This is a genomic window from Streptomyces pseudogriseolus, from assembly GCA_002154585.1.
In the GTDB taxonomy this organism is placed as follows: domain Bacteria; phylum Actinomycetota; class Actinomycetes; order Streptomycetales; family Streptomycetaceae; genus Streptomyces; species Streptomyces pseudogriseolus.
The window spans coordinates 1-26,053 of the sequence record MUNG01000171.1; the positions used below are offsets into that span (position 1 = coordinate 1).

The window sequence follows — 26,053 nt, forward strand, 5'->3', positions numbered from 1 at the left end:
CCTGCTCGGCGGCCTGCTGATCGCCGCCGACGACACCGGGGGCCGGCCCTCGGTGCTGTGGCGGAGCCGGCACGCCGCCCACGACCTGCGCCGCGAGGCCCACATCGCCCGGCGCGCCTTCAAGGCCGGCGCCGGCCCCGGCGTGGCGGCCGGACGCGCCCGCGTCAAGCTGTCCCACTGACCGGGGCGGGGACGGGGGCGGGGGCCGCCTCGCTTCCCGCGATCCCGTCCCGCAAACCCCCCTGTGAGCAACCGCACTCGCGCGGCCAAGTACCGCGCGGGAACGCGTTCTTGACCCCCAGGTCCCTCCGTGTCGCCCCCGCGCCGGAGAGGACTCGGGGGTCCCTTCTGCCACGATGGTGCGCGCCCGATCCGGCGACGGGAACCGCCGCGCAGCGCAGCCGGCGTCCTCCTTCCCGCGCCCACTCAGCCGAGCCTTCAGAGGCTCCCCACCGAGTAGCGCACCGTGTCTTCCACACCTTCCCCCGCCCCGGCCGGGTCCCGGTCGCCCTGGCGTTCCCTGCGGCACCGCAGCATGCGCTGGTGGTCCGTCGCGAACTTCGTGTCCAACGCCGGCACGTGGATGCAGCTGACCGTGCAGAACCTGCTGGTCCTCCAGATCACCGGGTCCGCCGCGGCCACCGGCCTGTCCATGTCCGTCCAGGCGGCCCCCGCCCTGCTGATGAGCGTCCTCGGCGGCGCGGCCGTCGACCGCTGGCCGCGCAAGCTGACCGCCGCCGTCAGCCAGGCCCTGCTCGCCGTCGTCGCCTTCACCACGGCCACCCTGGTGGCGCTGGACCGGCTCGACATGACCACCCTCATGGTGCTCGCCGCCGTCACCGGCATGGTCGCCACCGTCGACAACCCGGCCTGCGCCCTGCTCGGCAACGACCTCGTCCCCGCCGAGGACGTGCCCTCCGCCATCGGCGTCGGCGCGCTCGTCTTCAACGCGGGGCGGCTCGCGGGCGCGGCCCTCGCCGGGGTGACGGTCGGCTTCCTCGGCACCGCCGCGGCCTACTTCGCCAACGGCTTCTCCTTCCTCTTCGTGACCGCCGTCATCCCGTTCCTGCGCCCGGCGGCGGGCGCGGTACGGCAGGCAGCGGTACGGCAGGCCGCGGTGGGGCAGGCAGCGGTGGGGCGCGCCGCCCGGCGTCCCGCGTCCGGCACGAGCGTCCGCGAGGGGCTGGCCTTCTTCGCCCGCCGCCCACGGCTGCTCGCGCTCGCCGGGGTCACCGGCATCAGCGCGGTGTTCGGCCGTAACTACGGCCTGACCCTCGCCGTCCTCGTCACCGGCCCGCTCGCCGGCGGGGCGGGCGCGTTCGGCACGGTGTCCACCGTCCTCGCGGCCGGCGGCATCGTCGGCGCGGTCCTCGGCGCACGGCTGCGGCGCCCCTCCGTCCGGCTCGTCGGCGCGCTGGCCGCCACGGGGGCGCTGCTGCAGATCGCGGCCGGACTGTCGCCCTCGCTGGCGATGCTGGTGGTGCTGGTCCTGCCCATGGCCGTCGTCGAATCCGTGTCCGACACGGCGGGCACGGCGGTCCTCCAGACCGACCCGCCCGCCCATCTGCGGGGGCGCGTGCTGGGGGTGTGGGGGTCGATCGGCACGGTGTGGAGTCTGGGCGGGCCGCCGGCCCTCGGCCTCCTGATGGAACTGGCCGGCCCCCGGGGCGCCCTGATCACGGGCGGCGCGGTCATCGCCCTCTCCCTGGCCTCCGGCCACCTCCTGCATCGCCGCAGGGTGACGACCCCGGTCGCGCTCACGAAGGACGCGGCACCTCAGGAGGCCCTGCAGACGGCTGCGTAGTTGCATCCCCTTCGGGGCATCGAGGGTAGGTCCGCCTTTCAGGCGCGGGCGGAACATGCCCCGAAGGGGCGCGGGGAACTGCGCGAACGGAAGTCCGAGGGACGGAACCTGGAAGGCACCGGGCGGTGCGGGACGCCTGCTTTTCAGGGGCGCGGGGAACTGCGCGAACGGAAGTCCAACAGGCGGCGCCTGACAACACACGGCGGATGCCGTCGCCGTTTCGGGGGCTCCGCCCCCGGACCCCCGTTCGCGCAGTTCCCCGCGCCCCTACAGGGCGTGTCCCACCCGCGTCCGAAAGGCGCACGCGCCTCCACGCCCCGAGGGGGCGATACTCACCCGCGTCCGAAAGGCGCACGCGCCTATTCCGGGGGCTTCAAAGCCACCGCAACCGCGTCCGCGGCCCGCCGCGCCAGCAGCGACGTCGAGTGGCCGTCCAGGTACGGCAGTACCACCGCCTGCCCACCCCACGTCCGGAGAACCTCCGCCTCCGGAAGGTCCTGCACCGAGTAGTCGCCCCCCTTCACCCACACATCGGGCCGCAAGCGGCCCAGAACCCGCTCCGGGGTGTCCTCCTCGAAGATCACCACCGCGTCCACACTGCCCAGCGCGGCCAGCACCTTCGCGCGGTCCGCGGCCGTGGTGAGGGGGCGGCCCGGGCCCTTGCGGCGGGTGACGGAGTCGTCGGAGTTCAGGCAGACGATCAGGCAGTCGCCGATCCGCCGGGCGCTCTCCAGCAGGCCCACGTGACCGGCGTGCACCAGGTCGAAACAGCCGCCCGTGGCGACCACGGTTCCGCCCCGCGCCCGTACCTCCCGCGCCAGTTCGAACGCGTCGGAGGCCGGGTCCTGCGCCGGGACCGGGACGGCCGGCGTGTGCCAGAGGTCCGGGTTGCCCGCGCCGCCCGCCGCGACGAACGCGGCGGCCTCGGCGACCGCCCGCTGCAACGCCTCCTCGGGGAGCAGCCCGTCCGCCAGCGCGGCGACCGTCGTCGCGGCGAAGCAGTCGCCCGCGCCGCACGGGTCGCCGTCCGCGTGGAACGGCGCCGGGATCAGCATGGGCGTGCCGCCGCCCGGCCGGGTCAGCAGCACGCCGCGCTCGCCGAGCGTCACGGCGACGCCCGCCGCCCGCCAGCGTTCGGCGAGTGCCGTGCCGCGTTCGGCGAAGGCGCCCAGCGACGCGCCCGACACGCCGGGCGTTCCGGCGCACAGCGCGACCGCCTCGCCCCCGTTGGGCGTGACCAGCCGCGCCCCCGGCACGGGCGCCTCGCCGCGGGGGTGCGGGTCCCACACCAGCGGGGTGCGCCGGGCGGCCTCCTCCAGGTGCGGGCGTACCGCGCCGGCGGTGTGCCGGCCGTAGTCGGCGACGAGCACGGCGTGCGCGCCCGCGAGCGCCTCGCGCACCGCCTCGTCCGGTTCGCCGGGCGTGCCGCCGCCCCGGTCGATGCGCACCAGCGGCCGCCCGCCCGCCAGGACGCGCGTCTTCACCGGCAGCGTGCCGTGCAGCGGCAGCTCCAGGAGCCGTACCCGCCCGCTGAGCTGCTGCCGTACGGCCTCGCTCGCGGGGTCGTCGCCGAGCGCGGTCACCAGGACCACGTCACGGCCGCCCCGCGCGGCGAGCGCGGCGGCCAGCCCGGCGCCGCCCGGGTGCCTGAAGTCACCGGTGACGTCGACGACCGGGGCGGGCGCGTCGGGGGCCAGCCGGGTGGCGACCCCCTCGATGTCCTCGTCGAGCAGGACGTCGCCCACCACCACCAGCGGCTTGGGTCCGGTCATGTCAGCCTCCCGGGAACGGCCGCCACGGTCCGCGCCGGGGGCGCGGCCACGGCGGCGTCGAAGCACTCGCAGAGCAGGTGCACGGCGACCAGATGGGTCTCCTGCACGGTCGCGGTCGAGGCCGCCGCCACGCACAGGCTCTCGTCGGCGGCCTCCACCAGCGGGTTGGGGCCGGGGCCGGTCAGCGCCCACACCTGGAGGCCGGCCCGCCGGGCCGCCGTCGCGGCGGCGATCAGGTTGGCGCTGCGTCCCGACGTGGACAGCAGCATCAGCACGTCGCCGGGGCGTCCGTGCGCGGCGACCTGGCGGGCGTAGACGTGGTCGAAGCCGTAGTCGTTGCCGATGGCGGTGACGCTGGAGGTCTCCGCGTGCAGGGCGAGCGCCGAGTAGGCGGGCCGCTCGCTGCGGTAACGGCCGACCAGCTCGGCGGTGAGGTGCTGGGCCTGGGCGGCGCTGCCGCCGTTGCCGGCGGCCAGCAGCCGGCCGCCGCCGGCGAGGACGGAGGCGAGCCGGCCGCCCCAGTCGGCGATCCGGGGCAGGCCGTGCCGGCGGAGCCCGTCGAGGGCGTCCTCGAGGGACCGGCAGTGCAGGCGGGCGGCGTCGAGCGCGGGGTGTTCGGTCATGGCGTGTCGGGCGCGCCGCCCTCCGGGGACGGCGACGGCGCCCGCACCTCCTTCCAACGTCGGACGTCCGCGGGCCGGTCGGGCCGGCGGTTCAGCCGGTCCTGGTCACGGCCGGCTCGCTGTCGAGGACCTCGCAGTACGCCGCCTCCGTGGCGGCGGCGACCCGAGCCCACCCGTAACGGCCGAGCACCCGGCGGCGGCCGGCCACCCCGCAGGCCTCGCGTCCCGCCGGGTCGGCGAGCAGGCTCGCCACGGCCGCGGCCAGCGCCTCGGGGTCGCCGGGCGGCACCAGCCGGCCGGTGGCCGGGGCGGCGACCGTGTCGAGCTGGCCGCCGACCGCGCTGGCCACCACGGGGCGGCCGCAGGCCATGGCCTCCAGCGGCACGATGCCGAAGGGCTCGTAGTCGGCGGGGCAGAGCACCACGTCGGCGGAGCGCAGCAGCGCCGGCACGCGCTCGGCGTCCACCCCGCCGAGGAACCGCACCCGGTCGGCGACCCCGGCGTCCCGCGCGAGGGCGCGCAGCCGGCGCACCTCCGGGTCGTCGTCCAGCCGCTCCGCGGGCGGCCCGCCGGCCACCAGCAGCTCGGTCCCCGGCAGCAGCGCCAGCGCGGCCACCGACACGGCGGCCCCCTTGCGCGGCACCAGCCGTCCGAGCTGGACCAGCCGGTGACGGTGCGGGCCACGAGCCCAGCGCGGGCCCGCCGGCGTGAACCGCTCCGTGTCGACGCCGCACGGCACGACACCGATCCGGTCGGCGGGCACGCCCATGCGGACCAGCTCGGACACCTCGTCACGGCAGGTGGCGACGACCCGGTCGCAGCCGAGCCCCACCTCGATCTCGCAGGCGATCCGCTCCGGCGGGCTGGTGTCGGCCTTGCCCTGGTGGCGGCGCTTCACCGTGCCCAGCGCGTGGAAGGTGTGCAGCAGCGGCAGGCCCAGCTCCCGGGTCGCGCCCAGCGAGGCCAGCCCCGACATCCAGTAGTGGGAGTGCACCACGTCCGGGGTGCGGGCGCGCCACTCCCGGACGAGCACGCGCGCGAACTCGTCCATGTACGGCAGCAGCCGGTCCTTGGGCACCGGCTCGGCGGGCCCGGCGGTGACGTGGTGGACCTCCACGCGCTCATCCAGCCGCACCCGGTCCGGCAGGTCGGGCGCGGCGCGACGGGTGTGCACCGTGACCCGGTGTCCGCGGGCCGCGAGCGCCGAGGCCAGGGCGGCGACATGGACGTTCTGTCCGCCGGCGTCCACCCCGCCGAGCGCGGCGAGGGGACTGGCGTGCTCCGAGACGAGCGCGATCGACAGCACGCCCGGGGGGACAGGGGCGTAGTCCGCGGTCATGGGCTCACCTCCGTGATCGGTCGCGGCCGGGGTTCGGACACCGCCGTCCGCGGATCGGGCGCCGGCCGCGGGCGCGGCCGGGAGCGTGCGGGCGGCGCCCGCCGGGGTCCGGCGCGGGCCGGGGCGGGGACGGCCGACGGGGACGGCAGGCGGGGGCCGGCGGCGGTCATGTCGGCATCCGTTCGCCGGACGGCGCCGCGGCGGACGGCGACGGGGGCGCGGCCCGGTGGCGGTGGGCGGGCGTGGCGCGGTGCCGCACCTGTCCGCGCAGCCAGTGCCAGGCCGCGGCCGGCGGGACCAGCGCGCCGGTGAGCGCCATGGTGACGATCTCGTCCCGGGTGCGCGGGCCGGGCCGGATCCGGGCCAGGGCGAACTCGGCGGTCCCGGCGAGCCACCCGGCGGCGCACGCCGACGCGGCGCGCGGACGTCCGGTCAGCGCGCACACCGCCGCCGCGAGCCCGGCCGAGGTCACCGCCAGGTGCAGCGGGAGACGGCCCCGGGGCGCGCCGGCCCGCCGCCACCAGTCACGCCCGTGCAGCCGGGTCATCAGCACGTCGTCCGCGTTGCCCGCCTGGAGCCGCACCGAGACCCACCGGTCCGCGGGCCGCACCGGATGTGTCGTCGTACGGCGTCCCTCCGCCAGCGTCCAGCCGGCGTCGAGCACCCGCAGCGCCAGGTCCGCGTCCTCCCGGAAGGCCCGGCGGAACCGTTCGTCGAAGCCGCCCACGGCCTCCAGCGCCTTGCGCCGGTACGCCATGTCGGCGGTGATCCAGCGCGCCCCGGCCAGTCCGGCGACGTTGCGTTCCCAGTCGGTGGGCGCCCGGTCCACGGGCAGCGGCACCTCGATGCGCGCGCCGATCCCGGCGGTCGCCACGCTCGCCCCCGCGAGGTCGAGCGCGAGGTCGTCGGCCCAGGTGGGGCCGGGCACCACGTCGTCGTCGAGGAACACGGTCCACGGCGCGTCCCCGGCGGCCCGCCACCCGGCGTTGCGGGCGGCGGCCGGGCCGCGCGCCCCGCCGGGCACCACGACGGTCCGGGACCGCAGGGCCGGCGGCACGGACGCGGTGAGCGGCACGGCCGGGTCCTCGCGGTCGTCCACCAGCACGACCCGCGTCGGACGCGGCCCCTCCGACTCGGCCAGCGCCCGCAGGCACGCCGCGAGCGACGGGCGGCCCAGGGTGGGCACCACCACCGCGTACTCCCCGGCGGGAGCGGCGGGACCGGTCATCACGGCACCTCCTCGCCGGAGCCGCCGGAGCCGCCGGAGCCGCCGGAGCCGCCGGAGCCGCCGAAGTCGGCGGTGTCGCCGGTGCGGAACAGCGCGCCGCGCCGCACCGCGTACGGGCCGATGGCCAGCAGGTCCACCGGGGAGGAGCCGAAGCACTCCAGGGCGTCGCGCGGGTCGTCCACCATGGGCCGGCCCGCCGTGTTGAGGCTGGTGTTGACGACGACGGGCAGCCCGGTCAGCCGCTCGAACTCGCGCAGCATCCGCGCCAGCAATGGCTCGCGCGCCGGGTCGACCGTCTGGATGCGGGCGGTGCCGTCGACGTGCACCACGGCGGGCACGCGGTCCCGCCAGGCGGGCGCCACACCGTGCACGAACAGCATGTACGGGCTGGGCAGCGGCCCGTCGAAGATGTCCGCCGCTCGGTCGGCGAGCACCATCGGCGCCACCGGCCGGAACTGCTCGCGGCCCTTCACGTCGTTGAGCCGCTCCAGGTTCCCGGCGTGCCCGGGGTGGGCGAGCAGTGACCGGTGGCCGAGCGCCCGGGGGCCGTACTCGCTGCGCCCCTGGAACCAGGCCACGATGCCGTTGCCGGCCAGCGTCCGCGCCACGGTGACGGCGATGTCCTCGGGCTTCTCGCACGGCACGGCGGCCGTCTTCAGCCACGCGCCCAGCTCCGCGTCGGACCAGTCCCGGCCCAGGTCGGCGCCGGCCATCGGCTCCGGGGCTTCCCCGGCGCCCGCGGACAGCAGCAGGGCCCCGCCGAGCGCGGTCCCGGCGTCGCCGGCCGCGGGCTGCACCCACACCCGGGAGAACGGACCCTCACGGGCGATCCGGGAGTTGGCGACGCAGTTCAGCGCCACGCCCCCGGCGAGGGTGAGCAGCGAGTCGTGGGTGCGGCCGTGCAGCCAGCGCACCAGGTCGAGCAGCGTCTCCTCCAGCACGGCCTGCGCGCTCGCGGCGACGTCGGCGTGGTCCTGCGTCCACGGCTCGTCCGGGCCGCGCGGGGCGCACAGCTCCGCCCAGGGCACCCCGGCGGCGTGGAAGCCGCCGTCGCCGGTCGGGTACACGTACCGGCGCAGTTCGGGCAGCATGCGCGGGGTGCCGTGGGAGGCGAGCGCCATCACCTTGAACTCGTCGGAGGAGCGCAGGAAGCCGAGGTGCTCGGTGAGCTCCTCGTAGACCAGGCCCAGCGAGTGCGGGAGGTCCTGGGCGCGCAGCGGTGCGAGCCGGCCGCCGGTCCGGCGCGCGGCCAGGTGGGAGGCGCGTTCGCCGCGGCCGTCCAGCACCAGCACCGAGCAGCTGTCGGCGTCGGGGGCGGCGTACGCGCCGGACGCGGCGTGCGCCATGTGGTGCGGGACGAAGCGCACGGTCTCCGGGTCGAGGCCCGGAAGCGCGGTCCGCAGGAAGTTCGGGGCCTCCCGCGCGTAGGTGAGGCGCAGATGGTCCCAGGGGTCGTCGAGGCCCATCGCGTCGGCGGGGCGGGCCAGGGCGGGGTCGAAGGAATAGGCGACCGCGTCGAGGTCCTGGGGGCGCAGCCCGGCCCGCTTCAGGCACCAGGCGGCGGCCTGCTCGGGCAGCTCCCAGGCGGAGAAGGGCAGCGGTCGCTTGCCGTGCTTGCGCCGGGAGAACCGCTCCTCCTCCGCGGCGGCGACGGTACGGCCGTCGATCACCAGGGCGGCCGCGGGGTCGTGGAACAGGGCGTTGATGCCGAGGATGCGCATGGCGGACGGACCTTTCGCGTGGGGGCGGCGGCCGGGACGGCCGCCCGGTCCTGGGAGCCGGCGGGGGGTGGCCGCTCAGCCGCGGGCCGCTTCGGCGCGGAACCAGTCGATCGTGCGGCGCAGGCCCTCCTCGGCGCCCACCCGCGGCTCCCAGCCGAGCTTGTCGCGGGCCAGCGTGATGTCGGGGCAGCGCACGGCCGGGTCGTCCACGGGGCGCTCGATGTAGCGCACCTCGGAGGAGGAACCGGCGAGGGCCACCACCAGGCGGGCCAGCGCGAGCATGCTGATCTCGGAGGGGTTGCCGATGTTCACGGGGCCGCGCAGACCGTGGGCGGCCGCCGCCAGGATGCCGGCGACGGTGTCGTCGACGTAGCACAGCGAGCGGGTCTGCCGGCCGTCCCCGGTCACGGTGAGCGGCTCACCGGCCAGCGCCTGCCGTACGAAGGTGGGCACCGCCCGCCCGTCGTGGCCGCGCATGCCGGGGCCGTACGTGTTGAACAGCCGCACGATGCAGGTGTCCGTGCCGTACGTCTCCGCGTGCGCGGTGGTCAGGGCCTCGCCGAACCGCTTGGCCTCGTCGTACACGCTGCGCGGGCCGACCGGGTTGACGTTGCCCCAGTACCGCTCGTCCTGCGGGTTCTGCTGCGGGTCGCCGTACACCTCCGACGTCGACGCCAGCACGAACCGGGCCTCCGACTCGTGGGCCAGCGTCAGGGCGTTGCGGGTGCCGGCGCTGCCGGCCTCCATGGTGTGCAGCGGCAGCCGCAGGTAGTCCGCGGGGGACGCGGGGGAGGCGAAGTGCAGCACCAGGTCGGGGCGCCGGCGCACCGGCAGCTCCTGGGACACGTCGGCCTGCACGAGGGTGAACCCCGGCCGGTCGAGCAGCGGCGCGACATTCTCGGGCCGGCCGGTGCTCAGATCGTCCACGCAGGTCACGGCCGCGCCCGCGTCGAGCAGGGCCTTGCACAGGTGGGAGCCTACGAACCCGGCGCCGCCGGTCACGACGGCGTGCTCCCACTTCCGGGATATGGGACTGCTCATGCCCCACACCTTCACCCGCACGGAGGCGGACGGCACGGTCGCCTGGTGCAGTCGGGTGAACCACGGACGGTGACGGCGCCGGCACCGGCGGGCGCGGGCCGGCTCACGCGGCGGGCGCCGCCTCCGTGCCGAGGCGCGCCAGCAGCGACCCGCGGTGGAGGGCGGCCACCGGGGCGAGGAGGTCCGGGTGGCGGAGGAGGGCCGCGGCCCGGGTGTCCGCCGGATCGGGAAGAGGAGGCGGCGGTACTCGCCGGTGCCCTGCGGGAGGGCGGCGACCGCCCGGGCGGCCAGCGCCGGGTCGGACAGCAGGCCCGCCGCCCAGCTCGCGACGACCTCGTCGACCCAGGTGCGCCAGAGCTCCGTGCCGAGCCCCTCCGCGCCGGTGACCCGGTCGAGCCGGGCCGCGCCTCCGGGGCCGGCGACTCCCGCCAGCTCCGCGTCCATCGCCGTGGGGTGGCGGAGCCGGGCAGCGACGGTGACCGCCTGGCGGGCCTGGATCTCGCACAGGGCGGCGGACAGGGCGCCGCCGGACGCGGGGAAGGCACGGGCCAGCCACTGCGCGGTGGCCGCTGTCACGAGGGAGGAGAGGTGGGCCGGCATGAGGGGTCCGTCCGCATCGGGAGGGCGATACGGCGGCACCGTAGACCCCGGCCCGCCGCCCTCGAAGTGACCCGGGTCTCGATCGGGGCGTGGCCTGTGCCACGCCCTGCCGGGTGTGACGCCCGTTCACCGGAGTGTCCGGGGAGGGTCCGCGGGCACCCGGCCGCCATGGACGTACTCAGCCGCCCCCTGATCGACCGCACCCTGCCGCTTCTCGCCGAGGGCTACGCCTGGCTCCCGAACCGGATGCGTGACGCGTCCGGCCCGGTGGTCCGCACCCGGATCATGGGCCGCCCCGCCCTCGCCCTGCGCGGACCGGAGGCGGTCCGCTTCTTCTACGACGAACGGAACGTGCACCGGCACCGCGCGATCCCCGAGCCGGTCCTCGGCACCCTGTTCGGCCACGAGGCCGTGCACACCCTGGACGGCGCCGCCCACCGCGCGCGCAAGGACCTGTTCCTCCCGCTGCTGGAGCCCGCGGCGGTGGCCGGGCTCGCCGAGCAGGTCTCCGCCGCCTGGGACGAGGCCGTACCGCGGTGGGCCCGGCGCGCGTCGATCGTGCTGTTCGACGAGGCGGCCACGGTCCTCACCCGCGGCGTCCACCGCTGGGCCGGCGTGCCGCTGGACGACGCCGAGGCGGGGGAGGCCGCGCGGGACATGACCGCGATGGTGGACGGCTTCGCCACGGCGGGACCGCGGCATCTGCGGGCCCGGCGCGCCCGTGGCCGGCAGGAGGAGCGGCTGGCCCGCCTGGTCCGCGACGTCCGCACCGGACAGGTCACCGCGCCCGCCGGCTCGGTGCTGGAGCGGGTCTGCGGGCACCGCGACGCGGACGGGGAGCCGCTGGGCGAGAAGACGGCCGCCGTCGAACTGCTCAACGTGCTGCGCCCGACCACCGCCCTCGCCTGGTTCGTCGCCTTCGCCGCGCACGCCCTGCACCGTTGGCCGGAGAACCGTGCGCCGCTCGTGGAGGGGGACGCGGCGTTCCGGACGGCGTTCGCGCACGAGGTGCGCCGCTTCTACCCGTTCGTGCCGTTCCTCGGCGGCCTCGCGGTCCGTGACCTGTTCTGGCGGGGCGCGTGGGTCCCGGAAGGGGGCCTGGTGGTGCTCGACGTGTACGGCCAGAACCACGACGAGACGCTGTGGGGCGACCCGTACGCGTTCCGGCCGCGGCGCTTCCTCGGACGGGCCGTCGGGCGCGACGAGCTGATCCCGCAGGGGGGCGGCGACCCGGGGACGGGCCACCGCTGCCCCGGAGAGGGGCTCAGCGTCGGGGTGTTGGAGACCCTCGCGACGCAACTAGCCCATTTGGAGTACACGGTTCCGGACCAGAATCTGGCCATCCCCCTGCACCGCGTCCCCACCCGCCCGCACAGCGGTGTGGTCCTTGCGGGAGTGGGGCAGGCGGCGGCTCACGGTGCCCGCGCCGTGCGCCCGTCTCCCCGCCGCACGTTGGAGAAGTGACGAAATCAAGCCGGGGACAAGTGGCGTGATTTGTCCGAAATGGGTGATTCTGGAGGGGAAGGTACTCGCTACACCTCAGGGAGATGGTGTCATGCGTCCCGACCAGATCGTCACCGACGAACTCACCGGAATCCAGGCCGCCGACATCGAAGCGGCTCTCGACCCGGTCGAGGCCGACGGCGTCTACCGCGACAGCCGTCAGTGCGCCGGCCTGGCGCTCCTCTCCGGCGGCGGCAAGCTGCTGCTGTCGCCGCCGACTCCGCGCCCGAAGAAGGGCTGAACGGATCGACGGGAGCAGTCGAATGGAGCAGTCAGGCACTTCGACCCGCTTGCAGGCCGCAGTGCAGGACCTCGCTTCCGGTGTGGTCTCCGCCCTCAGGGGCGGGGACCACGCTCACGTCGTCCCCCCGGTGGGGACCGACGGGGAAGCGGGGGACCTGGCACCCGCCGCCGTACGCGTCCTGGGAGCGGACGCGCTGCTGCCGGGCCTTCTCTCACGCACTCCGCCCGACCCGGCGGAGCTGGCCGTCTTCCGCAAGGCGTTCGAGGCGTACCCGCCCCGCGCGGACGCCGCGCCCACCGTGCGGTGGAGCCACTGGGCGATGGCCCGCACCCTGCGCCGCGCCGACCCCTCCTCCGCGGAAGCGCCGGACGAGCCGGACACCGCGTGGCTGGACGGCGCGACCTGGCAGGTCCTCACCCACCAACTGGCCGTCCTGGCGCCCCTCGCGCTGCCCGGGGAGGACTGCGCGGTGAGCCGCCTCGCGGAGGGCCGGCCCGTGGACGTCGCCCGCGGCTTCGTCCGCGCGGTGCGCCGCAGGGACTGGCGGCAGGCCGCCGGCGCCGGCCGCTGGCTCACCCTGCTGCCCGGCGTACCGGAGACGGTCGGCCTGGATGCCGGGCTGGACTTCGTGGAGCTGATGGGCGGACAGGACCCGCTCGTCGCCCTCCAGGTGCAGGCCGCCCGGCGGATGCGGACCGGAGCACGCGGGTGACCGCGCCCGCCGAGGACCTCCGCGCCGTCGCCGGAACCGCGCTGGCCTGGGTGGACTCCCACCGCGCCGGCTTCGCTCTCGGCGAGGACGCGCTCGCCGTCGACGGCGAGGTCGACCTGAGCTGGAAGCCGCTCGGCGAGCTCGCCCAGGTCTGTGCGACCGTCACCCGGCTCACGGACCCCGCCGACCCGCTGCACGCCCGCGCCCGCGGACTGCTGGACTTCGCCTGGCAGGAGACGCACGAGGGCGCGCTGTTCCTGCGGCTGCAGCGCCTGGAGCCGTTCGCCACCTACCCGCTCGAGGTGTACGCCGCCCTGGCCGCGGCCGGACTGCGGCACCCCGCCTTCGAACAGGCGGCCGCCGTGGTGGCGCGCACCCGGGGCTGGCGACTCACCGAACAGGATCCGACGCGACGACTCGGCGTCCTGCGCGCCGAGGAACGCTGCGGCGTCCACCCGTTCGGCCAGGCACCGCCGGGCCTGCCGCAGACCTGGCTCGGCGGACTGCCCGAGCCGTGGACCTTCGGCCGCGACGCCGGATACGCCCTCACCCACGTCGTCTTCCACCTCAGCGACTGGGGGTGCGACGCCGCCGCGCTGCCGCCGGACCTCGTCGCGTATCTGAGCGACTGGCTGCCGCCCTGGCTCGACACCTGCCTGGAGGCCGGGATGTGGGACCTCGGCGGCGAACTGCTCGCCGTGGCGGCGATCGTGGCCCGCACCACCGGCGAGAGCGTGCCCGCCGGCGACTGGGGGCGGCTGCTCGCGGCCCGCGGCCCTGCCGGCGAGGTCCCCCTGGACGACCGGGACCTGGACGAGATCGGCGCCGCGCCCGGCACGGACGGCGACCGCTACTTCCTGCACCACTACCACTCCACCCTCATGGCCGCCTTCGCGGCGGTCCTGGCCGGAGCCCGCCCGGCTGCCGAGCGGCCCGCGCCGGCCGCGGCGGGGCGGCGGCCCGGCGGACAAGGAGCGCCGGCATGACCGACCCCCGTCTCGCCCACACCGTCGGCGTCGGCGCCCTGGAATGGCTCTGGGCGCACCGCGACGGCTTCCGCCTGGAACCCGACGTCGACCCCGAGGTGGGCTTCCTGGAACGCTTCAAGCCGGTCGGCGAACTCGCCCTGGTGTGCAAGGTGCTGTTCCGCGAGGGCGTCGCCGGCTCCCGGCAGGCCGAACTGGCCCGCCGGCTGCTCGACCACGTCTGGCGGGAGACCCTGGACGGCGGGACCATGCTGGTGCGCGGTCAGCACGCCGAGCCGGCCTCCCCGGTCCCCTTCGAGGTCTACCTGCCGTTCCACGAACTCGGCTACAGCCACCCCGAGCTGGAGCGCCATGTGGTGCTGAACAACCGCCTCGACAGCTGGTCCGCACTTGAGCTCTCCCCCACCCGGCGGCTCGGACTGTCCGCGTTCCAGCGCCGCTTCGGCCTCACCCCCCGCCCCTCGGAGGCCGAGGCCCTGCGCTCCACCTGGCTGGCCCGCACCCCCGAACCCTGGACCGTCGAAGGCCACATCGGCTACGACATCACGCACTGCGTGTTCCATCTGACCGACTGGGGCGAGAACCCCGACGGGCTGCCCCCGGACATCGCCGACTACCTCGCGACCTGGCTGCCCGCCTGGATCGACGACTGGCTGGACCTGCGCCGCTGGGACCTGCTCGGCGAACTCCTCGTGGTCGACGCCTGCCTGCCCCGCCCCGCCTTCGACGAGGCCGCCTGGCGGGCCTTCGCCGCCGCCCAGCAGCCCGACGGCGCCATGCCCGCGATCCGCGACATGCCCGAGGGCGACGAGGAGGCCGTCTTCGACGTCGTCTACCACTCCACGCTGGTCGCCGCGTTCGCCTCGGTCCTGGCCACCTCCCGCGCCCTGACCGAACTGGCCCGCGTCTCATGACGACGGCGTCCCGCACCACCTGGCCGGGCCCGCCGGCCGGCCAGGAGGACCGACCCTGCGCGAACACCGCCGACGGCGACGGCGCCTGGTCCGAGCGGCTGGCCGAGGCCGTCACCGCGGCCGACGCCCCCGACACCGTCTTCGCGCTCTCCCGCCACGGCCGCCGCACGGTCGTCACCGGCGGGACCGGTGAGGCCCCGGGACGCCCCCGCGACCGGCTGCGCTACGAGATCGGCTCGGCCACCAAGGCGTTCACCGGACTGCTGCTGGCGCATCTGGTGGACAGCGGCCGGCTCACCGGCGGCGAACCAGCCGCCGCGCTCCTCGGCGCCCGCCGCCCGCCCGGCCGCACCCCCGTCACGCTCGCCCACCTGGTGACCCACACGGCCGGACTGCCCGCGCTCCCCGCCGGCTTCTACCCCCGCGCGCTGCCCGCCTGGCGCACCAACCCCTACGGGCGCTACCCGGACGCGCGCGTGATCGACGCCTTCCTGCGGCACCGCCCCCGCCACCGCCCCGGCACCCGCTGGCGCTACTCGAACTTCGGTGTCGCCGTGCTCGGTCACGCCCTGGCCGCCGCCACCGGCACCCCGTGGCCGGACCTGACGACCGATCTGCTGCTGCGGCCCCTCGCCCTCCACGACACCGCCCTGCGGCCCGGCGCCGGCGGCACCGACGCCACCGGGAACGGCAAGGACGGCACCACGGCGGTGCCCCCCTTCGACGCGGGCGGCTTCCAGGCGGCCGGCGCCGTCCGCGCCACCCCCCACGACCTGCTCACCTTCCTCGAGGCCCACCTCGACCCCGCCCGGTGCCCCCCGTTGACGGGCGCCCTCCGCGCCGTCCGCACCCCCGTGCTGCGCCGCGGACTCGGGCACCGCCATGTGCACACCGTCGCCTGGTTCCGGCACCCCACCGACGGCGGCCCGCTGTACTTCCACAGCGGGGCCACCCTCGGCCAGCAGGCCTTCCTCGGCTTCCGGCCCGACACGGGCACCGCGCTCGCCGCCGTCTGCACCCGCCGCTTCCGTGCGCACGACCCCTTCGTGGCCACCGCCTACGCGCTGCTCGCCGAGGACCGCTGACCGCACACGGCGCCGGCGGCGGTCCGCTGACCGCCGCCGGCGCCGTGCATTCCGCCGTGTCAGACGCGCTGCCAGAGCGCCGGCGTCCCCGCGGGCGCCCACGCGCCCTGCGCCTGGTGGGTCTGCAGGCACTGATACGTCACGCCGTCACGGGTGACGGTGGCGCCCGCCTCGTAGACCCGGCCGGCGGTCCACGCCTGCGCGCCGCTCTCCTGCTCCGCGGGCGTGGTCTGCACGGCCGCCGTGGTCAGGGTCAGCCCGTACTGGGAGAGGATCGGGTTGACCGGCTGGTAGAACGTGGTGCCGCCGCTGGTGCAGTCGCCGGAGCCGCCGGAGGTGACCCCCTGCGCCTGCGCGCCCGCGACGTAGGGACCGCCCGAGTCGCCCGGCTCCGCGCACACCGTCGTCCGGGTCAGCCCGTCGACCGTGCCCTCCGGGTAGCGGACGCTCGCGTCGTGCTGCTGGATCACACCGCAGTGCCAGCCCGTGGTGGAGCCCGAGCGGCACACCGACGCCCCGACCAGCGCCTGCGCCGAGCCGGTGACCTGGACCTCCTGGCCGTCCGCGGCCTTGACGTCGGGCGTCGGCGTCCACTGACTCTGCGTGGCCACCCACGCCATGTCCCTGCCGGGGAACTCGGACGCCTGGAAGGTGCCCTGCGCGGTGCGGTCGTAGCCGGTGGTGGTCGCGCCCGCGCGGCCGCAGTGGCCGGCCGTCACGAAGCCGCCCTGGGCGCCCTTGGTGACGGAGAAGCCGACGGAGCAGCGGGCCGCGTCGTCGATGTAGTACGCGTCGCCGCCGGTGATGTCCTGGAGCGGCCGGGGCCGTTCGGCCGCCAGGCGGATGCCGACGTCCTCGCCCGCCACGCCCGCCGCCTCCACGAAGGCGGCGCCCGCGGCCTGGTCGACGGCCTGCACCACGACCTGGTTCTTCACCACGTCGACGTACCAGACGGGCGTGTCCGGCGTGGAGACGCGGCCGGCCGCCGCGTCCAGCTTCCTCTTCGCGGCCTCGAGTGCCGCGAGGGGCCGCTCGACCACCTGGGCGGTGGCGCCCTCGGCCTCGATGGCCGGCACGTCCGCGGCGTCGGTGGTCGCCACCGTCAGCTCGTCGGCGGTCGCGCCGCGCAGCCAGGCGCCCGCGTACCGCTCGCCGAGCGCGTTGCGCAGGCGGCCGGCGCGGGTGCCCGCCTCCGCCTCGTTGACCAGGCGCGTCGACGCCTGCTCCTCGTTCAGCTTCAGGTCGCGCTGGAGGGCGCTGAGCAGGTGGGGGGAGGGCCGGTCGGCGCCGAGGGTCTGGGCCGCCCCGGGCGCGGGCCCGTCCGCGGGAGCGGCGTCGGCCGCCGCCGCGTAGGGGAGTGCGGCGAGGACGAGGGCGCCGAGGGTCACGAGCGCCGAGCGGCGCGCGGTCCGGGCGTGTCTGAGGACCATGCGGTACGTCTCCATTCGGTGGGCGGCGTGGCTGTCGCGGAGACCGTTTCCTTGCCCGGCGTGGCCGACGCGATGTCAGGACACGCCGCACATCGCACGATCGATACGGTGACGTACCTCCGTGTGCAGTAGGCGGGCGGGATCGTACGGGTGACGTCACACGGGCGTCAGTCCGGGCGCGCCGGCCTCGGTGACGAAGGAGGCCGCGGTGGACACGGCCGCGCCCGGCACGGTCACGGCGGGCACGGTCCGGAAGTCGGCGCGGGCGTTCTCCCGGTTCAGCTCCAGCCGCAGGAAGCCGCGGCGCCCGTCGTAGAACCGCAGGTGCGGGTTGGCCCTCATGTACGTGTCCCAGTTGGCGGGGCGCTCGGTCCCGTCGCGCCCGCTGGCGACGGAGGTGCAGGTGAACTCCGTGCCGACGGTGGCGGAGGCGGGGTCGTCGAAGTCGTCCTTCACGTCGAAGGCGTACGCCACGTGGACGTCGCCGGTGAGCACCAGCCAGTTGTCGACGCCGGCCGCCTTCGCCCCGGCGACCAGCCGGGCACGGCTCGCGCGGTAGCCGTCCCAGGCGTCCATCGACAGCTTGGCCGGGCCGCCCAGGTCGAGGCGGCGCTGCGAGAAGCACACCTGCTGGGGCATCACGTTCCACAGCGCGGCCGAGGACGCCCACCCGTCGAGCAGCCAGCGCTCCTGGGCGTCGCCGGTGAGGGTGCGCGCCGGGTCGTCCGTCTCCGGTCCCGGCGCGTGCGGGACGTCGTCGTAGGCCTGGTCGGAGCGGTACTGGCGGGTGTCGAGGACGTCGAACTGGGCGAGGGTGCCCCAGTGCAGCCTGCGGTACAGCCGGGCGTCGGGCCCGTCGGGGAGCTGTCCGGCGCGCAGCGGCTGGTTCTCCCAGTACGCACGGTAGGCGGCGGCCCGCCGGGCCAGGAACAGGGCCGGGTCGCTGCCGTTCTCGTCGTGGTCGGCCGCGTAGTTGTTCTCCGTCTCGTGGTCGTCCCAGGTGACGACGAACGGGTGCGCGGCGTGCGCGGCCCGCAGGTCCGGGTCGCTCTTGTAGAGCGCGTACCGCATCCGGTAGTCGGCGAGGGTCGTCGTCTCCCGGTTGAACACCGACGGCAGCACCCGGTCCGTGTAGTCGCGGGCGCCGCCCGCGGAGTCGACGGCGTACTCGTAGAGGTAGTCGCCGAGGTGGAACACCACGTCGACGTCCTCGCGCGCCAGATGCCGGTGCACGGTGTAGTAGCCGTCGTGGTACGCCTGGCAGGCGACCGCGGCCAGCCGCAGCCGCGTCACGCCGGCGCCCGGGGCGGGGGCGGTGCGGGTCCGGCCCGTGGGGCTGATCCAGGCGCCGGTGCGGAAGCGGTAGTGGTACGTCGTCGCCGGGTCGAGGCCGCCCACGTCGACGTGGACGCTGTGCGCGTACTCGGGGTGGGCCAGGGCGGTGCCGGCGCGTACGGCCCGGGTGAAGGACTCGTCGAGCGCGATCTCCCAGGCCACCTCCACCTGCTGCTGCCCCAGGCCGCCGTCCGGTGTGAAGGGCGCCGGGGCGAGCCGGGTCCACAGCAGCACCGAGTCCGGCAGCGGGTCCCCGGAGGCGACGCCGAGGGTGAACGGGTCCTCGGTGATGCGGGCCGCGTCCAGCCGGGGCGCGGCGAACGCCCCGCGCGCGGGCAGGCCGGTGGCGAAGGCGAGGGCGGCGCCGGCGGCGCCGACGGTCAGGAAGCGACGGCGTGACAGGTGGCGGGCGGCGGTGCGCAGTTCGGCGTCGTACGGGGTGGGGGCGAGCGCGGAGGCAGGTCGTCCGGTACGGCCCGGCAGCGCCATCGGGGGTCCTCTCGTACGGGGGAGGGGTGAACGGGAGCCGCGGGCAGGCGGGCCGCCGACACGGAGAGCTGCATGCTAAGCAGACAAAATGCTCGTCAGACGCGTGCCGTGCGGGGCGTTCACACCACAGGAGGTACGGGGAAGGACGCACGCCGAAGCGCCGCCGGCAGGACCGACGGCGCTTCGGGGATCCGGAATTCGGGCGGGCGGGTCAGCCGGCGGGCGTTCCCGCGTCCGCGCCCACCCGCTCGCGCAGCGGCAGGTGGTACACGTGGAAGGCGCGTCCGATGACCGGCTGGGCGACGTTGCGCACCTTGACGCCGCCCGTCGTCATGCCGTGCTCGCTGCCGGCGTGCGCATGCCCGTGCACGGCGAGATCGGCGCCGGCCGTGTCGATCGCCTCGGCCAGCAGATAACTCCCCAGGAACGGATAGATCTCCGGCGGCTCACCGGCCAGCGTCTCCGGCACGGGGGAGTAGTGGGTGAGGGCGATCCGCACGTCGCAGTCCTCCTCCGCCAGCCGCTCCAGCGCCGTCCGCAGGCCGTCGGCGCAACGGCGGGAGACCCGCACGAATTCCTTCATCACCGGCTCCCCGAACTCGCCGGCGCTCGCCCCGACGAACCCGCCGCCGAACCCCTTCGTGCCGGCCACGCCGACCCGCGCGTCCCCGACGGACAGGACCGTCGCCTCACCCTCCAGGACGTGCGCTCCCGCGTCCCGCAGCAGACCGGACACCTCGTCCTGCCGGTCGTCGTGGTGGTCGTGGTTGCCCAGCACCGCGACCACCGGCACACCGAGGCCGCGGATCTCGTCGGCGACCACCCGCGCCTCGTCCGTGGTGCCGTGCCGGGTGAGGTCGCCGGCCAGCAGCAGCACGTCGGCGCAGTCGGGGAGGGTGTCGAAGGCGGGACGCAGCACGCCCCGGGTGTCGGGCCCCATGTGGATGTCCCCGACCGCGGCGACCCGGATCATGACAGCTCCTCCGCGTGGTCGGGCGAGGAGGACTCGCTGACGACGACGTCCGTGTGCACGTCCAGCCCGCCGAGCTCCTCGCGCACCACGGCCAGGACCTCGTCCCGGCAGCGGGCCGACGGCACGGTCCCGGTGACCAGGACGGCCCCGCCGCGGACCTCCGCGTGCACGCCCAGCTCACCCAGCTCACCGGAGGCGAGACGGTCCTGGAGGTGGGCGACGCGGTACTCGGGGCCCGCGGGCGGGGCGCCGCCCGCCGGTCCGGCGTCGTGGGTGTTCATGGGAAATCCCCTCCACGGACGGGTCGGATGACGTCCAGGCGCTCCAGCAGGAAGAAGAAGGCGGCGGGCATGGGCGCATCGCCGCAGTCGCGCCGCACCTGCTCCCAGTCGACCTTCTCGCGCAGGGCGCGGGCGATGGGCAGCACCGCGCCGAAGTCGCAGTGGTGCTCGGAGAACGCGGCGATCAGCCCGGTGAGCAGATCGGTCGGCGCGAGGACCGGCATACGGACCGACTCCACCGGGAGCTCCCCCGCGCGGCGCAGCATGTCCGTGGAGACCGGGCGGTGCGCCAGCTCGAAGATGATGTCGACGTCCTGCCCGAAGCAGGTGGCCTTGATCAGCCAGTCCTCGGGCGGGCTGTAGACGGTCAGCCCGGCGTCCCGCAGCGTGGCGGCGACCGGGCCCGCGTCCTCCGGGCGGACGCAGAAGTCCACGTCGTGCTGGAGATTGCCGCTGCCGCCGTGGGCGTGCACGGCGACGCTGCCCGCCAGCGCGAAGAGATGCCCGCCCCGCTTCAGCACCGCGCCCACCTGCTTGGCCGCCTCCAGGATGGCCTGGTTGCGGTCGCGGGGCAGGTCGGCCTCGTCGGCGGGCCCGATCGGCGGCTCGGCCCGCACGTCCAGGGGCGGCGCCTCCCCGGGGGCCTCGGAAGCCAGACGGAGGTCCGGTGTCCCCGGACGCCGCGCCCGGGCGGCGTCCTCGCCGTTCTCCGTCATGACCGCTCCCTTCCCGACGCCTGGTGTGCCTGTTCCTGGTACCCGGAGCGCCCGCCCCGACACGGGCCCGGACCCAAGGGCCTGCCGTTCGGAACTGCAGCCGCACGCACCGGACCCCGCCCGGTCGGTCCAGAGGCACGTCGGTCTCAGCCGGGCTGATCCGCCCAAGACGCCTGGCGCCGGAGGGCGTGGGGAACCGCTTCGGCCGTACCCGGGCGGCGCGCGGGCCGCTCCCGGCCGACGATGGACGAAAGGTCCTTGGAACGGACACGTGTGTCCGGTGGTGGAGGTCGACATGGAGCAGGACACCTCGCGTGCGTCGGAGCTTCCTCAGCCCCTGCGGGCCGTCGTCTCGCACCTGCGGCGGCTGCCGGGCGCCGAACAGGCGGGCAGGGCGGCCGGCAGCGCGCTCGGCACCCTCGGCGCGCTGACGCCCCGGGGCCGGCGGATCGCCGTCTACACCGGCGCGGGCGTCCTCGGCGTCGCCGGCCTCGTGGAGTGGCCCGTCGCCGTCACGGGCGCGGCGGTCGCGTGGCTGACCCGGCCGCGGGACGAACCGGCTACCGCCGACGGAGCGTTCCGTACCCCCGCCGCCGAGGACGAGGCGTGGGCCGCCACGACCCGCGAAGGCGTGGTCCCGGCAGGCGGCCGCCCCCGTGACCCGCGCGAGGACCGCGACACCGGCCCCGGTGACCGGCTCACCCCCGCCCGGCACCGCGCCGACGGCCGGCCGGCGGCGCGCGTGCAGCCCGCCAAAGTGGGCGACGAAGGGACCGCGTCCGCGCTGCGGAAGGTCGCCGCGGCGACCGGGCACGACGACGGCCCCGGCCGGCCGGCCCACGGCCGGGACCACGGCTGAGCCGCGGGATCCGGCATGCTCGCCCTGCTCGACGTCGCCCCGCTCGCCGGGGCCGTGGCGGGAGCCGCCGCCGGCGCGGCCCGCGGCACCGCCAACGGTGTCGCCTCCGTCCACGTCACCACGCGCCGCCTCACCCACGTCGCCCGCAACGCCCTCGGCGCCGACCGCCACTGGCGGGCCGGCCACCGTGTGCACCTCGCGCTGCACCACCCCGACGTCGCCGTCGGCCCCCTCGCCCGCCGGGTCGCCGCCGAACTGCTCGAACACCCCGACGTCGTGGCCGCGTACTGGGACGAGGGGCTCGCCCGGCTCGTGGTGACGGCCGCGACCGACGCGGCGGGCGACCGCGTCGCCGAGCGCGCCGTCGCCGCCGCCGAGCGCCTCGGGCTCACCGAGGACGCCGGACCCGGGCCCGAGGCCGACCCCGCGCACCCCGGCGACCCGCGCGAGGTGCGGGTCGCCGCCGCCGCGCTGCTGCTGGACGCCGCCGGCACGGCCGGCGCCCTGGCGGGCCGCTCGCTGCGCCTGCCGCGCAGCCCCAAGGCGGTCACCGCCCTCGTCACCCTGCTGCGGGAGAACCCCCGCTTCCGCGCCCGGCTGCGCGAACGCCTCGGCGGCAGCGGCATGGAGCTGCTGCTCGCCGCCGCCAACGCCGTCGCGCACGGCGCCGCCCAGTCCCCGGTGTCGCTGCTGCTCGACGCGCTGCTGCGCGCCGGGCAGCTCACCGAGGCGACCGCCCGCGCCGCCGCCTTCGAGGCGCTCCACGACGACGTGTGCCGCGAACGGCGCACCAGCGTCCCGCCCGCGCCCGGCATCCGCCCGCCCCTGCGCGTGACCCCGGCGCAGGCGTACGCGGCCAACGCCGGCACCGGCAGCGTGGCCGGGGCCGCCGCGACGCTCCTCGTCACCCACGACACCGGTGAGGCCGCCGAGGCCGTCCTGGCCGGCTCACCCAAGGCCGCGCGCTACGGCCCCGCCGCCTTCAACTCCGTCCTCGGCACCGGACTCGCCCGCACGGGTGTGCTGGTGCGCGGCGGGGACCGGCTGCGCCAGCTGGAGATCGCCGACTCGCTGGTCCTGCACGCCGACGCGCTGCGCGGCCTGCCCCCGGCCGGGGACGAGGAGCCCGCGCCCTACCACGACCCCGTGCACCCATGGGCGGAGGCGGTGCTCGACGCGGCCCGCCGGGCCGGACTGCACGTCGTCGTCACCGGCGGCTCCGAACTGAAGGACATCACCCGCCTCGCCGACGAGGTCGCCCCCGCCGACCTGCCGTTCGGCGACGCCGTCCGCGCCCTCCAGCAGGACGGGCACATCGTCGTCAGCGTGGCCCGGGTGCCCGCCGGCGGGGACCGGGACGTCGCCGACGGGCTGCCCGCGGGGGACGTGGCGATCGCCCTCACCGACGGCCGCTCGGCCGTCCCGTGGGGCGCGGACGCCCTCGCCCCCGGCGGACTCGCGGACGTCTGGCGGCTGCTCACCGCCATCCCCGCGGCCCGCCGCGTCGGCCGCCGCTCGCAGACCCTGGCCCGCGCGGGCGCAGCCCTCTCCGGCCTGATGGTCGCCCGCGGCGGCACCCCCGGCGGCCGTGTGTGGCGGCGGCTCACCCGGCACGCCCCGGTGAACGTCGCCGCCGCCGGCGCCCTGCTCACCGGCTGGACCGAGGCGGTCCGCGTGGCCCGCGCCGCCCCGCCCGAACCCCGGCTGCACGTGCCCTGGCACGCCCTCGAACCGCACGAGGCGCGCACCCTCCTCCGGCACGCCCGCACCGAGGCCGAACCGGTGGGCCTCGCCCTGCTCGGCTCCCGCGTCCGGCAGCGCGCCGCACGCCTCGCCGCCACCGGCGCCGCCGCGCCCGCCCGCTGGACCTGGGAGGCGGCCGGCGCGGTCCGCCGCGAGCTGGACGACCCCCTCACCCCGGTCCTGGCCACCGGCGCGGTCGCCTCGGCGCTGCTCGGCTCGCTGGTGGACGCGCTGCTCGTGGTCGGCGCGATGGACCTCAACGCGGTCGCCGGCGGCCTCCAGCGGCTGCGCGCCGAGCGGGCCCTCGCCCGCCTCGCCGCCCGCCAGCAGCCCCGCGCACGACGCCGTCTCACCCCCCGCCGCACCGTCACCGTCGACGCCACCCGGCTGCGGCCGGGCGACCGCATCGACCTCGCCGCCGGAGACGTCGTGCCGGCGGACGCACGGCTGCTGAGCGCCGATGGGCTCGAGGTCGACGAGTCGTCCCTCACCGGCGAGTCGCTGCCCGTGGCCAAGGACGTCGGCCCCACACCGGGCGCACCGGTGGCGCGGCGGACCTGCATGGTCTTCGAGGGCACCACCGTGGTGGCCGGCCGCGCCGAGGCGCTGGTGGTGGACACCGGCGACCACACCGAGGCGGGCCGCGCCGTCGCCCTCGCCTCCCGCACCCCGCCGCCCGCCGGAGTGCAGGCCCGGCTCCAGGAGCTCACCCGCAAGGCGCTGCCCGTCACCCTCACCGGCGGCGCCCTGGTGACCGGCCTGTCCCTGCTGCGCGGCAGCCCGCTGCGGCGCGCGGTCAGCGGCGGCGTCGCGGTGGCCGTCGCCGCCGTCCCCGAAGGGCTCCCGCTGGTCGCGACCGTCGCCCAGATGGCCGCGGCCCGCCGTCTGTCCCGCCGGGGTGTGCTGGTGCGCACCCCGCGCACCCTGGAGGCGCTCGGCCGGGTCGACACCGTCTGCTTCGACAAGACCGGCACCCTCACCGAGAACCGCCTCCGCCTGGTGCAGGTCGCCACCGCCGAGGGCGCCGTCCTCGCCCCGGACGACGAGCGTGCCGTCCCGGTCGTCCGGCTCGCGGCGCGCGCCTGCCCCCGCGAGGAGACCGCCGAGGGCCGCAAGGTCGCGCACGCCACCGACGAGGCGGTGCTGGACGCGGCCCCGCCGGACGAGACCTGGACCGCCGACGGCGAACTGGCCTTCGAGGCCAGCCGGGGCTACGCCGCCGCCGTCGGCAGGGACGGCCAGGACGGCGCGTACCTCGTCGTCAAGGGCGCCCCCGAGACCGTGCTGCCCGCGTGCGCGGACCTGCCCGAGGAGGCGGCCGGAGCCGCCCACACCCTCGCCGGACAGGGCCTGCGCGTCCTCGCCGTCGCCCGGCGCCGGTACGGCGGCACCGACCCCGAGGCCGAGGTGCAGGCCGGCCTCTCCGGCCTGGAGCTCGTCGGGTTCGTCGCCCTCGCCGACGTGCCCCGCGACACCTCGGCCGAACTCCTCACCGCTCTCCGAAAATCCGGCATCCTGCCCGTCATGCTCACCGGCGACCACCCGGAGACCGCCCGCGCCATCGCCCTGCAACTGGGCTGGCCCGAGGAGACCGAGGTGGTCACCGGGGACGACCTGGTCGCCATGGGCCGCACCGAACGCGTCCGCGCCCTGCACGGCGCCGGGGTCGTCGCCCGCGTCGCGCCCGAGCAGAAGCTGCACGTCGTGGAGGCCCTCCAGCAGGCCGGCCGGGTCGTCGCGATGGCCGGCGACGGCGCCAACGACGCCGCCGCCATCCGCGCCGCCGACGTGGGCGTCGGCATCGAGGCCCGCGGCTCCGCGGCCGCCCGCAACGCCGCCGACATCGTCCTCACCGGCGGCGACCTGTCCGTCCTGGTCGACGCCTTCGCCGAGGGCCGGGCACTGTGGCGGAGCGTGGCCGACGCGGTGAGCATCCTCATCGGCGGCAACGCCGGCGAGGTCGGCTTCAGCGTCCTGGGCACCCTGCTCGCCGGCTCGTCCCCGCTGTCGACCCGCCAGCTGCTCCTGGTCAACCTGCTCACCGACATGTTCCCGGCGATGGCGGTCGCCGTGACGCCGAGCTCCGACCCGTCCACGGCGGCGCACGCCGCGACCGGCCCCATGGGCCTCGACGTGCTCGGCACACCGCTGTTGCGCTCCATCCGGCGGCGCGGCGTCACCACCTGCCTGGGCGCGGTCACCGCATATCTGATCGGCCGGTTCACCCCCGGCACCGAGCGGCGCTCCACCACCATGGCGCTGTGCGGGGTGGTCGGTGCCCAGCTGGTGCAGACCCTCTCCGGACGCCGCCACAGCACCCTCGTGTGGGTGACCGCGCTGGGCTCCGCCGCGGTCCTCGCCGCGCTGGTGCAGACGCCCGGCGTCAGCCACTTCTTCGGCTGCGTCCCCCTGGGCCCGCTCGCCTGGACGGGCGTCGCCCTCGCCATCACCCTGTCCGCCCTCGCCCCCCGCCTTGAACGTCTCGCCGCGGTCCACCACCTCTACGCCCTGGCCACCCGCCTCACCGTCCGCCTCGCCGACTCCGCCCGCCACACCCGCGACCTCCTCCACACGGGGATCGCCCGGCCGGTCGCCTGAGGGGAGTCCACGGCTTCGAGCCGCGACGCCCTCCAGGGGGGCGAGGGCGGACAGGGT

20 protein-coding genes and 2 pseudogenes are annotated in these 26,053 nt (G+C 76.7%); 10 read left to right on the forward strand and 12 right to left on the reverse strand.

Features of this window, described 5'->3' with window-relative positions; genetic code table 11:
- A pseudogene (locus tag CCN29_RS16750) lies at positions 1–181 on the forward strand (DoxX family protein); the annotation flags it as partial.
- A 354-nt stretch (positions 182–535) separates the two neighbouring features.
- Entirely contained in the window at positions 536–1,804 is a 1,269-nt protein-coding gene (locus CCN29_RS16755; RefSeq protein WP_239011377.1) for an MFS transporter, read from the forward strand.
- A gap of 359 nt (positions 1,805–2,163) precedes the next feature.
- Here CCN29_RS16755 and rfaE2 read toward each other — a convergent pair whose 3' ends face one another.
- From rfaE2 to CCN29_RS16790, 7 genes and pseudogenes are all read right to left on the reverse strand, one after another.
- Positions 2,164–3,576 (reverse strand): D-glycero-beta-D-manno-heptose 1-phosphate adenylyltransferase, encoded by a 1,413-nt coding sequence (rfaE2, locus tag CCN29_RS16760; protein WP_006134140.1) that lies wholly within the window; start codon positions 3,574–3,576, stop codon positions 2,164–2,166.
- Positions 3,573–4,199, reverse strand: coding sequence for a D-sedoheptulose-7-phosphate isomerase (locus CCN29_RS16765; RefSeq protein WP_086682819.1), 627 nt, complete (start codon positions 4,197–4,199; stop codon positions 3,573–3,575). The genes rfaE2 and CCN29_RS16765 overlap by 4 nt, the downstream gene beginning before the upstream one ends.
- Positions 4,200–4,290: 91 nt before the next feature.
- The gene (locus CCN29_RS16770; protein ID WP_086682822.1) at positions 4,291–5,538 is read right to left on the reverse strand and encodes a glycosyltransferase; all 1,248 of its coding nucleotides are present in this window, start codon (positions 5,536–5,538) and stop codon (positions 4,291–4,293) included.
- 166 nt (positions 5,539–5,704) lie between these two features.
- Positions 5,705–6,766 (reverse strand): glycosyltransferase family 2 protein, encoded by a 1,062-nt coding sequence (locus CCN29_RS16775; RefSeq protein ID WP_086682825.1) that lies wholly within the window; start codon positions 6,764–6,766, stop codon positions 5,705–5,707.
- The gene (locus tag CCN29_RS16780) at positions 6,766–8,487 is read right to left on the reverse strand and encodes a carbamoyltransferase family protein (RefSeq protein ID WP_086682828.1); all 1,722 of its coding nucleotides are present in this window, start codon (positions 8,485–8,487) and stop codon (positions 6,766–6,768) included. Before CCN29_RS16780 ends, CCN29_RS16775 begins: the two co-directional genes overlap by 1 nt.
- A 75-nt stretch (positions 8,488–8,562) precedes the next feature.
- On the reverse strand, positions 8,563–9,528 hold the full coding sequence (locus tag CCN29_RS16785; protein WP_006132205.1) for an NAD-dependent epimerase/dehydratase family protein: 966 nt from the start codon (positions 9,526–9,528) through the stop codon (positions 8,563–8,565).
- Between the two features lie 103 nt (positions 9,529–9,631).
- Positions 9,632–10,128, reverse strand: a pseudogene (locus tag CCN29_RS16790) (hypothetical protein).
- Between the two features lie 168 nt (positions 10,129–10,296).
- Here CCN29_RS16790 and CCN29_RS16795 point away from each other — a divergent pair.
- The 6 genes from CCN29_RS16795 (at position 10,297) to CCN29_RS16820 (ending at position 15,572) form a co-directional block, all read left to right on the forward strand.
- Positions 10,297–11,592 (forward strand): cytochrome P450, encoded by a 1,296-nt coding sequence (locus CCN29_RS16795; RefSeq protein ID WP_086682831.1) that lies wholly within the window; start codon positions 10,297–10,299, stop codon positions 11,590–11,592.
- A 91-nt stretch (positions 11,593–11,683) separates the two neighbouring features.
- Entirely contained in the window at positions 11,684–11,872 is a 189-nt protein-coding gene (locus CCN29_RS16800) for a hypothetical protein (protein ID WP_006132202.1), read from the forward strand.
- Between the two features lie 22 nt (positions 11,873–11,894).
- The gene (locus tag CCN29_RS16805; protein WP_031061194.1) at positions 11,895–12,587 is read left to right on the forward strand and encodes a hypothetical protein; all 693 of its coding nucleotides are present in this window, start codon (positions 11,895–11,897) and stop codon (positions 12,585–12,587) included.
- Entirely contained in the window at positions 12,584–13,573 is a 990-nt protein-coding gene (locus tag CCN29_RS16810) for a DUF6895 family protein (protein ID WP_006132200.1), read from the forward strand. Before CCN29_RS16805 ends, CCN29_RS16810 begins: the two co-directional genes overlap by 4 nt.
- Positions 13,570–14,487 carry a DUF6895 family protein gene (locus CCN29_RS16815; protein ID WP_086682834.1) on the forward strand — a complete coding sequence of 306 codons (918 nt, stop codon included), beginning with the start codon at positions 13,570–13,572 and terminating at the stop codon, positions 14,485–14,487. Before CCN29_RS16810 ends, CCN29_RS16815 begins: the two co-directional genes overlap by 4 nt.
- Positions 14,484–15,572 (forward strand): serine hydrolase domain-containing protein, encoded by a 1,089-nt coding sequence (locus CCN29_RS16820; protein ID WP_086682836.1) that lies wholly within the window; start codon positions 14,484–14,486, stop codon positions 15,570–15,572. The genes CCN29_RS16815 and CCN29_RS16820 overlap by 4 nt, the downstream gene beginning before the upstream one ends.
- A gap of 59 nt (positions 15,573–15,631) precedes the next feature.
- Here the strand turns inward: CCN29_RS16820 and CCN29_RS16825 are convergent, their stop codons facing one another.
- From CCN29_RS16825 to CCN29_RS16845, 5 genes are all read right to left on the reverse strand, one after another.
- Complete coding sequence (locus tag CCN29_RS16825; protein ID WP_086682848.1) at positions 15,632–17,002, reverse strand: trypsin-like serine protease; 1,371 nt, start codon at positions 17,000–17,002, stop codon at positions 15,632–15,634.
- Between the two features lie 156 nt (positions 17,003–17,158).
- Positions 17,159–18,826, reverse strand: coding sequence for an alkaline phosphatase D family protein (locus tag CCN29_RS16830; RefSeq protein ID WP_086682839.1), 1,668 nt, complete (start codon positions 18,824–18,826; stop codon positions 17,159–17,161).
- A gap of 211 nt (positions 18,827–19,037) precedes the next feature.
- Entirely contained in the window at positions 19,038–19,799 is a 762-nt protein-coding gene (locus tag CCN29_RS16835) for a metallophosphoesterase family protein (protein ID WP_006132195.1), read from the reverse strand.
- Complete coding sequence (locus CCN29_RS16840; RefSeq protein ID WP_006132194.1) at positions 19,796–20,080, reverse strand: BON domain-containing protein; 285 nt, start codon at positions 20,078–20,080, stop codon at positions 19,796–19,798. Before CCN29_RS16840 ends, CCN29_RS16835 begins: the two co-directional genes overlap by 4 nt.
- Positions 20,077–20,796: a nucleotidyltransferase family protein gene (locus tag CCN29_RS16845; protein ID WP_086682842.1), complete on the reverse strand. Its 720-nt coding sequence runs from the start codon at positions 20,794–20,796 to the stop codon at positions 20,077–20,079. The genes CCN29_RS16840 and CCN29_RS16845 overlap by 4 nt, the downstream gene beginning before the upstream one ends.
- A 295-nt stretch (positions 20,797–21,091) precedes the next feature.
- Between CCN29_RS16845 and CCN29_RS16850 the strand changes: the two genes are divergently transcribed.
- Positions 21,092–21,655 carry a hypothetical protein gene (locus CCN29_RS16850; protein WP_442538391.1) on the forward strand — a complete coding sequence of 188 codons (564 nt, stop codon included), beginning with the start codon at positions 21,092–21,094 and terminating at the stop codon, positions 21,653–21,655.
- Between the two features lie 15 nt (positions 21,656–21,670).
- Entirely contained in the window at positions 21,671–25,996 is a 4,326-nt protein-coding gene (locus tag CCN29_RS16855; protein ID WP_086682847.1) for a cation-translocating P-type ATPase, read from the forward strand.
- The last annotated feature ends 57 nt before the right edge of the window (positions 25,997–26,053 follow it).

What these genes read in the sequence shown, in the direction of transcription:
- CCN29_RS16765 (WP_086682819.1), bottom strand. Translation starts at nt 4,199, where the DNA reads ATGACCGAACACCCCGCGCTCGACGCCGCCCGCCTGCACTGCCGGTCC.
- CCN29_RS16755 (WP_239011377.1), top strand. Translation starts at nt 536, where the DNA reads ATGCGCTGGTGGTCCGTCGCGAACTTCGTGTCCAACGCCGGCACGTGG.
- CCN29_RS16770 (WP_086682822.1), bottom strand. Translation starts at nt 5,538, where the DNA reads ATGACCGCGGACTACGCCCCTGTCCCCCCGGGCGTGCTGTCGATCGCG.
- CCN29_RS16785 (WP_006132205.1), bottom strand. Translation starts at nt 9,528, where the DNA reads ATGAGCAGTCCCATATCCCGGAAGTGGGAGCACGCCGTCGTGACCGGC.
- CCN29_RS16850 (WP_442538391.1), top strand. Translation starts at nt 21,092, where the DNA reads ATGGAGCAGGACACCTCGCGTGCGTCGGAGCTTCCTCAGCCCCTGCGG.
- CCN29_RS16820 (WP_086682836.1), top strand. Translation starts at nt 14,484, where the DNA reads ATGACGACGGCGTCCCGCACCACCTGGCCGGGCCCGCCGGCCGGCCAG.
- CCN29_RS16855 (WP_086682847.1), top strand. Translation starts at nt 21,671, where the DNA reads ATGCTCGCCCTGCTCGACGTCGCCCCGCTCGCCGGGGCCGTGGCGGGA.
- CCN29_RS16815 (WP_086682834.1), top strand. Translation starts at nt 13,570, where the DNA reads ATGACCGACCCCCGTCTCGCCCACACCGTCGGCGTCGGCGCCCTGGAA.
- CCN29_RS16840 (WP_006132194.1), bottom strand. Translation starts at nt 20,080, where the DNA reads ATGAACACCCACGACGCCGGACCGGCGGGCGGCGCCCCGCCCGCGGGC.
- CCN29_RS16845 (WP_086682842.1), bottom strand. Translation starts at nt 20,796, where the DNA reads ATGACGGAGAACGGCGAGGACGCCGCCCGGGCGCGGCGTCCGGGGACA.
- CCN29_RS16830 (WP_086682839.1), bottom strand. Translation starts at nt 18,826, where the DNA reads ATGGCGCTGCCGGGCCGTACCGGACGACCTGCCTCCGCGCTCGCCCCC.
- CCN29_RS16780 (WP_086682828.1), bottom strand. Translation starts at nt 8,487, where the DNA reads ATGCGCATCCTCGGCATCAACGCCCTGTTCCACGACCCCGCGGCCGCC.
- CCN29_RS16805 (WP_031061194.1), top strand. Translation starts at nt 11,895, where the DNA reads ATGGAGCAGTCAGGCACTTCGACCCGCTTGCAGGCCGCAGTGCAGGAC.
- CCN29_RS16775 (WP_086682825.1), bottom strand. Translation starts at nt 6,766, where the DNA reads ATGACCGGTCCCGCCGCTCCCGCCGGGGAGTACGCGGTGGTGGTGCCC.
- CCN29_RS16795 (WP_086682831.1), top strand. Translation starts at nt 10,297, where the DNA reads ATGGACGTACTCAGCCGCCCCCTGATCGACCGCACCCTGCCGCTTCTC.
- rfaE2 (WP_006134140.1), bottom strand. Translation starts at nt 3,576, where the DNA reads ATGACCGGACCCAAGCCGCTGGTGGTGGTGGGCGACGTCCTGCTCGAC.
- CCN29_RS16835 (WP_006132195.1), bottom strand. Translation starts at nt 19,799, where the DNA reads ATGATCCGGGTCGCCGCGGTCGGGGACATCCACATGGGGCCCGACACC.
- CCN29_RS16800 (WP_006132202.1), top strand. Translation starts at nt 11,684, where the DNA reads ATGCGTCCCGACCAGATCGTCACCGACGAACTCACCGGAATCCAGGCC.
- CCN29_RS16825 (WP_086682848.1), bottom strand. Translation starts at nt 17,002, where the DNA reads ATGGTCCTCAGACACGCCCGGACCGCGCGCCGCTCGGCGCTCGTGACC.